General features: G+C 63.7%; 1 protein-coding gene. It reads right to left on the reverse strand.

The window, feature by feature from the left end:
• Positions 1-36: 36 nt before the first annotated feature.
• Positions 37-12351: a non-ribosomal peptide synthase/polyketide synthase gene (locus tag KVG87_RS12280; RefSeq protein WP_217850890.1), complete on the reverse strand. Its 12315-nt coding sequence runs from the start codon at positions 12349-12351 to the stop codon at positions 37-39.
• Position 12352: the final 1 nt, after the last annotated feature.

The following is a 12352-nucleotide window of genomic DNA, read 5'->3' on the forward strand; positions in this document are numbered from 1 at the left end:
CGCGCCTGCGCAGCGCCCGCGCAAAAGACCGGGCGATCAACCCGCCCGCGCCATGCAGTGTTCGATCAACGCTTCAAGCTCACGCTGGTAATCGCTCATCAGCGCATCCATGGTGCCGGCGCGGTAACGCTGGCTGCTGTAGATGCAGCGCAAGGCCAATTGCCCGTCATAGACCTGGCCGACGATTTCCAGCCAGTTGCCCAGGTTCGCCTTGAGGCTGTAGTTGTCGCCGGTCTCTTCCAGTGCCGGCACCAGCAACGCCTGTTCATCGAAGCTCTGGTCGAACTGCCCGAGGTAGTTGAACGTCACCCGTGCCTGCGGCAATGCAGCCAGTTGCGCCGAGATTTCCGGCCCGGCCAGATGACGCAGCACGCCATAGCCGATGCCCTTCTGCGGTACGCCCGCCAGTTGCGCCTGCACATCGATGATCGACTGGCCGATGTCATCGCTGTCCGGACGCAAACGCACCGGGAACATGCTGGTGAACCAGCCGAGGCTGCGGCTCAGGTCGATCGATTCGAAGAGGTCTTCGCGCCCGTGCCCTTCGAGCAGAATCAGCGCCGACGATTGCTGGCTCCAGCGGCACAGGGCACGGCTGAGCGCTGACAGCAGCAGGTCGTTGATCTGCGTGCCGTACACCGCCGGGGCCCGTTTGAGCAGTTGTTCGGTGTGCTCACGGGACAGCTTGAGCCGCGCCTGCGCCTGTTGCCGCACAAGGTTCTTGCCGCGCGGGTTGTCGCACGGCAGATCAACGCCGGGCTGATCCAGTTGCTCCAGCCAATAGCTCAATTCCTGCTCGGCAATCACCGGCGCCTGCGCCTGCAACGCCTCGGCAAACGAACGATAACTGCTGGTGCGAATCGGCAGCTGCGGCGCCAGCCCCTGCACGCACGCCTCATAAGCGACTTTCAGATCGTCGAGCAGAATCCGCCACGACACGGTGTCGACCACCAGGTGATGAATCACCACCAGCAACCGCGCCTGACCATCCGGCAACGCCACATGCATGACCCGCCAGACCGGCCCGTCATTGAGTTTGAGGCTGCGCTGCGCGAGGTTGGCCAAGGCTTCGACCTCTTCGCTGCTTTGCGCTTCACGGCGCCACAGCACAGCCTCGTCGGACACGCTGGTGCTATAGCGCTGCAACCAGCGCCCGCCGTCGTTGGAAAACCGCAAACGCAGCGAATCGTGATGCTGTTCGATCAAGCTCAGGGCCTGTTCCAGGGCATCGAGATCCAGCGGCTGACGTGCACTGAGCAGCAACGACTGGTTGTAGTGATGCGCCTCGGCCATGCCTTCGGCGAAGAACCACTCCTGGATCGGCAGCAGATTGAACGCGCCCTCTGCGGCAACCTGAGTCAGGTCCGGCAACGCTTGCCCGGCGCCCTCCTTCGCCACTTGCTGCTCGACGATGCCGGCGATGGTTTGATAGCGCATCAGATCGCGCAGCTTCAGTTCCATTTGCAGCGTCGGGTGGTTTCGCACCCGCGAGATCACTTGCAGGCTGAGGATCGAATCGCCGCCCAGTTCAAAGAAGTTATCGCTGATACCCACCTGCTCGACCTGCAACACCTGCGCCCAGATTTCCGCCAGCAGGCGTTCCTGCTCGGTGCGCGGGGCAACATATTCGTCGCTTTTGAACTCCGGCTCCGGCAAGGCCTTGCGATCGAGTTTGCCGTTGGGCGTAACCGGGAACGCGCTGAGGCAGACGATCTGCGCCGGCACCATGTATTCCGGCAGCGAAGCACGCAGCCCGGCCTTGAGTTCATCGCCGATATCATCACCCGTGGCGGTGACCACATAACCGATCAGTTGCTTGCCGGAGGCATTGTCGCGGGCAATCACCAGCGCATCGCTGACCGCCGGCAACTGACGCAGGCTGGCCTCGACTTCGCCCAGCTCGATGCGGAAGCCGCGCACCTTGACCTGATGGTCGATGCGCCCGACGTAATCGACCACGCCGTCCGCGCGACGGCGCACCAGATCGCCGCTGCGGTACAGGCGTTCGCCCGGGGCAAACGGGTTGGGCACGAAGCGCTCGCCGGTCAGATCGGGGCGCCCGTAATAACCGCGAGCGACGCCGTAACCGCCGATGTACAACTCACCGGCAAAACCCGGCGGCAGCGGATTCAGATCGTCGTCGAGCACGTACAGCGAACGCGCACCGACCGCGCGGCCGATCGGCGCATACGCCGCTTCGCAATGCTGGCTGATGGCGACTTTCCAGAGCATCGGCGTGACCACAGTTTCGGTCGGACCATAACCGTTGGTGAAGAACTGCGGACGCAACGCCGCTTTCACCTGTTCGAAGGTCTGCTCCGGCACCGCATCGCCACCGAAGCAGTAGATGCGCACTGGCGGCGGCGCAATGCCGCTGGCGGCCGCGTACTCGGCCAGTTGTTTGAGATAGGCCGGCGGGAAGCAGGCAATGGTCACGCCGTAATCATGCAGGGCCTGATAGGTCTGCTCCGGCGTCCACAGACAACCGTCGCGAATCACCAGACGACCGCCGCTGTACAAGGTACTCAGCCAGCGTTCATGGGCACCGTCGAAAGCGAAGGACATGAAGTGCAGCTCGCAACTGCTGGCGTCCATTTCGTACAACTCGGCGATCGCCTGGCAGTGCATGCTCAGCGGGCCTTGAGTAACGGCCACGCCTTTCGGCCGCCCGGTGGAACCGGAGGTGTAAACCAGATAGGCCAGGCTCTGCTCGTGAACATCGCAGACCGGGGCAGCATCGCTGTAAAGACTGCGATCGAGTTGATCGATTTCCAGACGCCGCACGCCGTTAGGCGCCGGCAACGTCGCACGCAGGCTGGTTTGCGTCAGCAGCAGGGCCATGCGCGAATCCTCGATCATGTACGCCAAGCGCTCCGGCGGGTAATCGATGTCCAGCGGTACGTACGCCGCACCGCTCTTGAGCACGGCGAGGAAGCTCACCAGCATTTCCAGCGAGCGCGGCAACGCCACGCCGATCACCACTTCCGGCCCGGCACCGTGGGCGATCAGGCACTGCGCGAGTCGATTAGCCTGCCGCTCCAGCTCTGCGTAGGTCAGGCTTTCGCCGGCGCATTGCACCGCGATCGCGTCGGGCTGCTGTTGCGCATGACGGCTGATCAGCTCCGGCAACAGCCGCGGTTCATGGCGGTGCGCAGGCTCGGCACTCCAGGTCTGCGCCGCTTGCCATTGTTCGGCGGACAGACGCTGCAAGTTGCCCAGCCGCTCATACGGCGCGGCCATCATCGCCGCGAGGGTGTTTTCCAGGGTCAGGCGAATGCCTTGCACCGCCTCGGCGCTGAAGTGGCTGCGCAGGTACAGGTACTCGATCGACAACTCGTCGCCGAGCATCACCGCAAGGTCCATCGGCACGTTGGTCACGCCATGGCCGATGGATTTGCCGAAGGTCAGCTCGGTGTCGGTTTCTTCCTGCAAGCGCTCGTCGATCGGGAAGTTCTCGAACACCACGATGCTGTCGAACAGCGCCTGACCACCGAGATTCGACCAACGCTGCACATCGGCCAGCGGTGCCTGGGAGTAATCGCGAATGTCGAGGTTGTAGGCCTGCACTTCACCCAGCCAGTCGGCCAGACGCTGATCGGCCTGCGGGGTCTGAATGATCGGCAAGGTGTTGATGAACAGGCCAAGCATGTTGCCGACGTTCGGCAGGCTTTCCGGACGCCCTGATACGGTGGCGCCGAAGGTCACCGTTTGCTGGCCGGTGTAGCGTTGCAACAGCAGCAGCCACGCGCCCTGGATCAGCGTGTTGGGGGTGATGCGCAAATCGCGGCAGAACTCCAGCAGGCGCGCGGTTTGCGCTTTGTCCCAGTTCGAATAGAGCGCATCGTGACCGGTAACGTCGGCGCTGTGACGCGGGTGCATCGCCTGACTCAGCGCGGTCGGTTCGTTGACCACCGCCAGACGCGCCTTCCAGAACAGCTCCTGGGCATCCTGATCTTGCGCCTGCAACCAGGCAATGAAGTCGCGATAGCGGCCGTTTTCGCCAGTCACCTCGCCCGTGGAGTAGTACTGCAAGACCTCACCGAACAGCCGCGAACTGCTCCAGCCGTCCATCAGAATGTGGTGGCTGGTCCAGATCATCTGGTACTGCTCGTCGCCCAGCTGCAGCAGGGTCACCCGCTGCAAACGCGCTTCGGCCAAGTCGAAGCCCAGCGCGCGATCGGCGCTGGCGAACTCGGCAATCGCCGCCTCGCTGCAGTCCTGCCCACGCCAATCGAGCACCTGCATCTGCAGCGGCGCCTGGCGATGGACGACCTGCAGCGGCTTGGCCAGCCCATCCTGCCAATGGAAACTGGTGCGCAGGATCGCCTGCCGCACAATGATGAATTCCCAAGCCCGGCGGAAACGCTCAACGTCGAGGCCCTTGATCGGCAGGCTGACCTGTTGCACGTAAAGGCTGCTGCCGTTATCCGACAGGGTGTGGAAGAGCATGCCTTCCTGCATCGGCGACAGCGGGTAGACGTCTTCGATCAGCTCCGCCAGCACCGGCAAGGCATCGAGCTGCGCCTGATCCAGCTGCGCCAAGGGATAGTCGGCGGCGCTGGCTGATTGCGCGCCTGCAAGCGAAACCACTGCGGCCAGTTTCTGCACGGTCTGCTGCTGGAACAGGTCTTTGGGCGTGAAGCAAATGCCCTGCTGCCGCGCGCGGCTGACCAGTTGAATCGAGATGATCGAATCACCGCCGAGGGCGAAGAAATTGTCGGTCACGCCGACCTGCTCGATCTTCAGAATGTCCTGCCAGACCTCGGCCAGCTGTTGCTCCAGCGCCGTCGACGGCGCCACGTAATCGCGTTGCGCCTGGCTGGCATCCGGTGCCGGCAAGGCTTTGCGATCGAGTTTGCCGTTGGGTGTCAGCGGCAATTGTTCGAGGAACATCCACTGCGCCGGCACCATGTAGTCCGGCAGATGCGCCTTGAGCGCGGCTTGCAACTCAGCACCCAGCGCATCCAGTTGCGCGGGGCTTTGATCGGCCTCGGCCGGTACCACATAAGCCACCAGTTGCTGGCCGCCAACGCCGTCCAACGCCAGCACCACGCCTTCGCGCACGCTGGCCTGGGCCAGCAGACGCGCTTCGATTTCGCCCAGTTCAATACGGAAGCCACGCACCTTGACCTGATGATCGATGCGGCCGACGTATTCGATACGGCCGTCGTCCATGAAACGCGTCAGGTCGCCGGTGCGGTACATGCGCTCGCCGTTGCTCGCCAACGGGTTGGGCACGAAACGTTCGGCGGTCAGGCCCGGGCGCAACAGATAGCCACGGGTGATGCCGTCACCGGTCAGATACAGCTCCGCTGCGATGCCGACCGGCGCTTGCTGCAATTGCTCATCGAGTAGGTACGCAGTGGTATTGCGTAATGGCCGGCCGATATTGGCCTGGCCGCCGAGTTCGCGGCGGGTCCAGGTCGAATACGTGGTGTCTTCGGAAGGCCCGTACAGATCGTAAACGTGGGCGACCGAAGTCTCGCGGTACAAGGTGTCGACCAGCGCCTGCTTGAGCGGCTCGCCGGCCAGATTGATGATGCGCACGCCCGGCGGGATCTGGCCGATGCGTTGCAACGCGGCAATCGCCGACGGCACGGTGTTGATCAGGCGCACCTGATCACGCTCGGGCAAGTCCGCCAGCTCCAGGGCATTGCGCGCCATGACCATGGACCCGCCGCGCGCCAGGGTGACGAAAATCTCCCACACCGACAGGTCGAAGCACACCGACGTCGAGGCCAGCACGCCCTGCAGATCGTCCTCGCTGTAGACCTCGGCGGACCAGTGAATCAGCGCCTGCACGTTGCGATGGGCGATGGCCACGCCTTTCGGTTTGCCGGTGGAACCGGAGGTGTAGATCACGTAGGCGAGATTGCTCGAGTCGGCGCGCGCCGGCAGGTTGTCCGGCGCTTGCGCGGCGAACGCCTCACCGCCGGCCTCGACCAGCACCACCTGCGCTTCGCTGGACGGCAGTTGCGCCAGCAACGCTTGCTGGGTCAGGAGGACTTTCGCCTGGCTGTCATCGAGCATGTAGGCCACGCGGTCGGCCGGGTAGTCCGGGTCCAGCGGCACGTAGGTACCGCCGGCCTTGAGCACCGCCATCAGGGCGATCACCAGTTCCGCCGAACGCGGCAGCGCCACGCCGACGCGCACTTCGGCGGTGACACCCAGCGTCACCAGATGCCGGGCCAACTGGTTTGCGCGCCGGTTCAGTTCGCCGTAACTCAGGGCCACGCCGGCATGACTCAACGCCAGTGCCTGCGGATGCGCCGCCACCCGTGCTTCAAAGCTCTGCGAGATCAACCGCTCAGCCGGATAAGCCGCGTGATTGTCGTTCCACTGCGCCAGCGTCTGACGCTCGGCCAGCGGCAGCAGACCGATCTCGCCGAGTGCCCGTTGCGGCGCTGCGATAAATTGCTCAAGCACTTCACGCAAATGCGCGGCCAGAGCAAGCACGCTGCGCTCGGCAAAGTGTTCGGTGAGGTAGTTGAAATCGAGGTTGAGCACTTCGCTGGCGCCGGCAATCAGGGTCAGGCCGTAGTTGGTCTGTTCACGATGCTCCAGACCGGAAAAACGCAGCCCGCCCGGATTGGCGTCCAGCGCTTCGGACACCGGGTAGTTCTCGAACACCAGCAAGGTGTCGAACAGCGCTTCGCCACTCAATGCGGCCAGACGTTGAATGTCCTGCAACGGCGTCTGTTCGTAGTCACGCAGCAACAGGTTCTTGTCCTGCACGCTGCGCACCCAATCGCCGACGCTGAGGCTGGCCTGCGGACTGGCGATCACCGGCAGAGTGTTGATGAACAGCCCTAACTGTTCTTCGATGCCCGGCAAATCCACCGGCCGCCCGGAAACCGTAGCGCCGAACGCCACCGTGGCCTGCCCGGTGTAGCGCTGCAACACCAGCAGCCATGCCGCCTGCACCAGGCTGTTGAGGGTCACCTGTTGCTGACGAGAGAAGCTGTTCAGACGCTGGGTCAACGCTTCGTCGAAATGCAAACGATGCATCTGTTTGCCCGACCCGGACACGGTGCGTCCGTGGCAGGCCGAGGCCAGTCGGGTCGGCTCGTCGAGTTCGGCCAGTTGTCCGCGCCAGAATTCCTGTGCCCCAGCCTTGTCCTGGCCTTGCAGCCAGACCAGAAAATCGCGGTAGCGGCCCTGTGCGCTCGGCACCGGCTGGCCGGCGTAATCCTGCAGCACTTCGCCGAACATCCGCGAGTTGCTCCAGCCATCCATGAGGATGTGGTGACAAGTGAAAATCAGTCGATGGCGGTCGTCGGCAGTGCGCAGCAGGCACAGACGCAACAGCGGCGGATTCTGCAGATCGAAGCCGCGCTCGCGGTCGGCCTGCGCCCGCGCCTCAAGCACCGCCGGCAGATCAGCGGCATCGCGTACATCAACTTCCGGCATTTCCAGGGTCAGTTGGCGATTGATCACCTGCAACGGTGCATCGAGGCCATCGCGGCCCCAGATGAAACCGGCGCGCAGCACTTCATGGCGGTCGACCACGCGCTGCCAGGCTTGCTGGAACCGCGCGACGTCGAGGCCGTCGATGTCCAGCAGCATCTGATAGACGTAGGCGCTGGCGTCCGCGTCGTACAGGCTGTGGAACAGAATGCCCTGCTGCATCGGCGCCAGCGGATAGATGTCCTCGATGCGCTGGGCGGCGATCGGCAGGCTGTCCAGATGCGCCTGGGACAAACCGGCCAGCGGCACGTCGGACGGCGTGAGGCCGCCCGCATGGCTGAGGCAGTGGTCGATCAATTCGTTCAGTGCCACTTCGTAGGCGCGGGCCAGAGCGGCGATGGTCACCTCCTCGAAGACGTCGCTGCTGTAGGTCCAGGTCAGGCTCAACTGGCCCTGATAAACCCGGCCATCGATGGTCAGCCAGTTGGCCATCGGCGCGTTTGCGTCCTGACCGGCGCCCTTGTCTTCGGTGGCCGGCCGCCACAAGGCGTCTTCGTCGAAATTGTTATCGAACTGGCCGAGGTAGTTGAACGTCACCTGCGGTTGCGCCAGTTCACGCAGCGCCGCTTGTGCTTCGGCGGTACCGAGATAACGCAGCAAGCCGAAGCCGATGCCCTTGTTGGGGATCGCGCGCAGTTGCTCCTTGATGCCTTTGATCGAGGTTTCCAGGCTGGCGTTTGGCGTCAGGCGCACCGGGAACATGCTGGTGAACCAGCCCACGGTGCGGCTCAGGTCGATGTCATCGAAGAGGTCTTCGCGGCCATGGCCTTCGAGCTGCACCAGCGCACTGTCGCTGGCGGTCCACTCACACAACACCCGCGCCAGTGCGGTCAGCAGCAGGTCGTTGACTTGAGTGCGGTAGGCCGCCGGGGCCTGTTGCAGCAGCTGGCGAGTGCGTTCGGCGTCCAGCCGCGTGTCGACGCTGCGTTCGAAGCGGTTGTTCAACTGGCCCTGCGGATGGTCCAGCGGCAAACCGAGCGGCGCGTCGCGCAACTGCTCGCGCCAGTAGCTCAGTTCGCTGCCCAGCGCCGCGCTTCGCGCATGTTCTTGCAGGCGCACGCCCCAGTCCTTGAACGCGCTGGTCTTGGCCGGCAGATGCACGCTCTGTCCGCGGCTGATCTGCTGATAGGCGCTTTGCAGGTCTTCGAGCAGGATTCGCCACGACACGCCATCGACCACCAGGTGATGAATCACCAGCAACAGACGCTGACTGGCGTCCGGCAAATCGATCAGCGCCGCGCGGATCAGCGGGCCGTTGTGCAGGTCGAGGCTGCGTTGCAGGTCCAGGCAAAGCGCTGGCAATGCCGCGCTGTCGTCCAGCGTGAAAGTGCGCAACAACGCTTGTGGCTGATCCGCCGCGCCGTAACTTTGCTGCCAGCTTTGCTCGGTTTGGCGATAACGCAGACGCAAGGCGTCATGCTGCTTTTGCACCTGCGCCAGGGCCTGTTGCAGCGCCGCGGCTTGCAGGGTTTTCGCCGGGGTCAGCAGGATCGACTGGTTCCAGTGATGCCGCGCCGGGATGTCGCTGTGGAAAAAATACTGCTGGATCGGCGTCAGCGGCGCTTCGCCAAGCACTTCGCCCTGCTCCGTCTGCACGGCGTCGCTCTGCTGCGCCACGGTGGCCAAGCGCTGCACGGTCTGATGCTGAAAAATGTCCTTGGGCGTAAAGCGAATGCCGGCCTGCCGCGCGCGGCTGACCACTTGAATCGAGATGATCGAATCGCCGCCCAGCTCGAAGAAATTATCGTGAAGCCCGACCCGCTCGACCTTGAGCACGTCCTGCCAAATCTCCGCCAGACGCTGTTCCAGTTCGCTGCGCGGCGCCGCGTATGCTTCTTGCACCTGCGCAACGTCCGGCTGCGGCAGCTGCTTGCGATCGAGCTTGCCGTTGGCGGTCAGCGGCAGCCGGTCGAGGAACGCCCAACTGACCGGAACCATATAATCCGGCAGGGTTTCGCGCAGGTGCACCTTGATCGAATCACGCAGCGCGCCCTGCTCGTCCGCGTCCAGCATCTCGTTGGGTACGACCCAGGTCGCCAGTTGCTGACCGCTGAGACCGTCCACCGCCAGCACCACCGCTTCGCGCACCTGTGGATGCTTGAGCAGTTGCGCTTCGATTTCGCCGAGCTCGATGCGGAAACCACGGATCTTCACTTGGTGGTCGATACGACCGATGTACTCGATCACCCCGTCGCCGCGCAGCCGTGCGAGGTCGCCGGTACGGTACAGACGCTGGCCGGCCTTGCGGTTGAACGGGTCCGGCACGAAGCGGGTAGCGGTCATACCGGCCTGATTCAGATAACCACGAGCGAGACCGGCGCCAGCGATGTACAACTCACCGATGCAGCCTTGCGGCACCAGGTTGAGCGAGCTGTCGAGCAAGTACCACGACAGGTCGACAATCGGTGCGCCGATCGGGCTGCTGTGATTGCTCTGCAGATCCGCCAGCGACAACGGCCGGTAAGTGACGTGCACGGTGGTTTCGGTAATGCCGTACATGTTGATCAGCGTCGGCGCGCGGTCGCCAAAACGTTCGAACCACGGACGCAGATTCTGTACTTCCAGCGCCTCGCCGCCGAACACCACGTAACGCAGGGCGTTGCTGCGGCTCGACTCGCAGGCGACCTGCATCAACGGCTTGAACGCCGACGGCGTCTGGTTCAGCACCGTGACGTTTTCATCGCACAGCAGCGTGTAGAAATCCTCCGGCGAACGGCTGACATCGTGGGGCACCACCACCAGTTTGCCGCCGTACAGCAGCGCGCCGAAGATCTCCCAAACCGAAAAATCGAACGCGTAGGAATGGAACAGCGTCCAGCTGTCCTGCGCGCCGAACTCGAACCAGTGCGCGGTTGCGCTGAACAGGCGCATCACGTTGCCGTGCGGCAGCAAGGCGCCCTTGGGTTTGCCGGTGGAACCGGAGGTGTAGATGACGTAGGCCAGATTGTCCGGCGTGGTCAGGCATGGCGGGTTACTTGAGATGCCGTGCTCCGGCGTGTGATCCAGATCGAGGCAGATCAGCCCCGGCGGCAGCGGCAATTGCCCGAGCAAATGCCCCTGGGTCAACAGCAATTGAATACCGCTGTCGTCGATCATGTAGCTCAAGCGGTCATCCGGGTAGCTCGGGTCCAGCGGCACATAGGCGCCGCCCGCTTTCAGCACCGCGAGAATGGCGACGATCATGTCCAGCGAACGCTCCACCGCCACGCCGACGCGCACGTCCGGGCCAACGCCCTGCTCGATCAGCGCATGCGCCCACAGGTTGGCGCGGCGATTGAGCTCGGCGTAAGTCAGGCGTTGCCCGGCACAGCTCACCGCCACCGCATCGGCATGCCGCTCGGCCTGGGCCTCGATGGCTTGCTGGAGGCACTGAGTCAGCGGTTGTTCAATCAGCGGCGGATTCCATTGCGCCAACAGCTGTTGCTGCTGGGCTGCATCGAGCATTGGCAACTGGCCGATGCGCCGGGTCGGCTCGGCGACGATCGCTTGCAACAACGCAGTCCAGTGCTGCGCCAGGCGCTCGATGGTCGCTGCGTCGAACAGGTCAGTGGCGTACTTGAGCACCGCTTCGATGCCATGGGCCTGTTCGGTGGTGTTGAGGGTCAGGTCGAATTGCGCAGTCTGGCTCTGCCACTCCAGCGGTTCGATGTTCAGGCCGTTCAGGCGCGTGGCGACGCTCGCACGGCGCTCGGCCTGGTGGTTGAACATCACCTGGAACAGCGGACTGTGGCTGAGGCTGCGGCCCGGCTCCAGCGCCTCGACCAGTTGCTCGAAGGGCAAGTCCTGATGCGCCTGCGCCTCCTGCGCGGTCTGTTTGACCTGACGCAGCAGCTCGACAAATGGCAGCTCTGCGTCGACATCCGCCTTGAGCACCTGGGTGTTGACGAAGAAGCCGATCAGGCGCTCGATTTCCACCCGCCCACGGTTGGCCACCGGCACCCCGACCCGGATGTCGCTTTGCCCGCTGTAGCGATGCAGCAAGGCCTGAAACGAAGCCAGCAGCAACACGAACAGGGTGACGTTTTCCTGCCGGGCAAAGGCCTTGAGGGCATGGCTCAGCTCCGGGTCGAGAATCAGGTTGTGGCTGGCGCCGGCGAAGCTCTGCTCCACCGCGCGCGGGCGATCCAGCGGCAACTCCAGCACCGGTTGTTCGCCGCCAAGTTTTTCCTGCCAGTAGGCCAGTTGCCGCTCCTGCTCACCGGCCTCCATCCACTGGCGCTGCCACAAGGCGTAATCGGCGTATTGAATCGGCAGCGCCGGCAGACCGGCATCGTGACCGAGGTTGAAACCGGCATAGAGCTGCACCAGTTCCTCGATCATCACTTGCAGCGACCAGCCATCGGAAACGATGTGGTGCAGGGTCAGCACCAGCACATGCTCAGCGGGGTCGACCTGCAGCAGCGCGGCACGCAGCAACGGGCCGTGCTGCAGGTCGAAAGTCTTCTGGCTCTGGGTCTGGACGAAAGCCTCGATCGAGTGCTCCGGGTCATTCGCCAGATCAGCGCTCAGGTGATGAATCTCCAACGCAAAAGGTCCTGCGGGCAGGACCACTTGCAAGGGTTGCGCGCTGTCTTGAGAGAACACCGTGCGCAAGGTTTCGTGGCGCTCGATCAGCGCCTCGACGCTGCGTTCCAGTGCCGGCACATCCAGCGGCCCCTGCAAGCGCAGGGCCGTCGGAATGTTGTAGGCCGCGCTGTGCGGTGCCCACTGCCAGAGGAACCACTGGCGCTGCTGAGCGTAGGACAGCAGCAACGGCTCTTCAGCCGTGCGCTTGAAAACCGGGGCAATGTCAAAGAGGTTGACGCCTTTCTGCTTGAGCAGAACCGCCAGAGCCTTTCTTTGCTTAGCCGAAAGTTGTCCTACCGACTCGATTAACTCTTGCACG

Source organism: Pseudomonas siliginis (assembly GCF_019145195.1).
In the GTDB taxonomy this organism is placed as follows: domain Bacteria; phylum Pseudomonadota; class Gammaproteobacteria; order Pseudomonadales; family Pseudomonadaceae; genus Aquipseudomonas; species Aquipseudomonas siliginis.